Raw genomic sequence first — 262 nt, forward strand, 5'->3', positions numbered from 1 at the left:
GCCGGCCACCGGCCTGCGCCAGGTGGCGGCCAACGTCACCCTGCTGATGCTGTTCAACGCCGATCCCGCCAACGCGGTCGACTTCCAGCTGCCGCCGATGCACGACGAGCACTGGCGCGTGCTGATCGATACCGCCCGCCACGGCGGGCGCTCGGCGCCCGGCGGCAGTCCATGGCCGGCGCCGCCGCGCTCGCTGGCCCTGCTGGCGGTGGAGCGCGACCGCATCGCCAGCAGCGCGAAGGTGGCGCCCGATGGCGGGCTG

1 protein-coding gene is annotated in these 262 nt (G+C 75.6%); it reads left to right on the forward strand.

Annotated features, from left to right (window positions below; genetic code table 11):
• The coding region (locus SB822_RS58195) for a hypothetical protein (protein WP_410859254.1) at positions 1 to 262 on the forward strand (262 nt) is incomplete at both ends.

Source organism: Paraburkholderia sp. SIMBA_054 (assembly GCF_046534875.1).
Taxonomy (GTDB): domain Bacteria; phylum Pseudomonadota; class Gammaproteobacteria; order Burkholderiales; family Burkholderiaceae; genus Paraburkholderia; species Paraburkholderia hospita.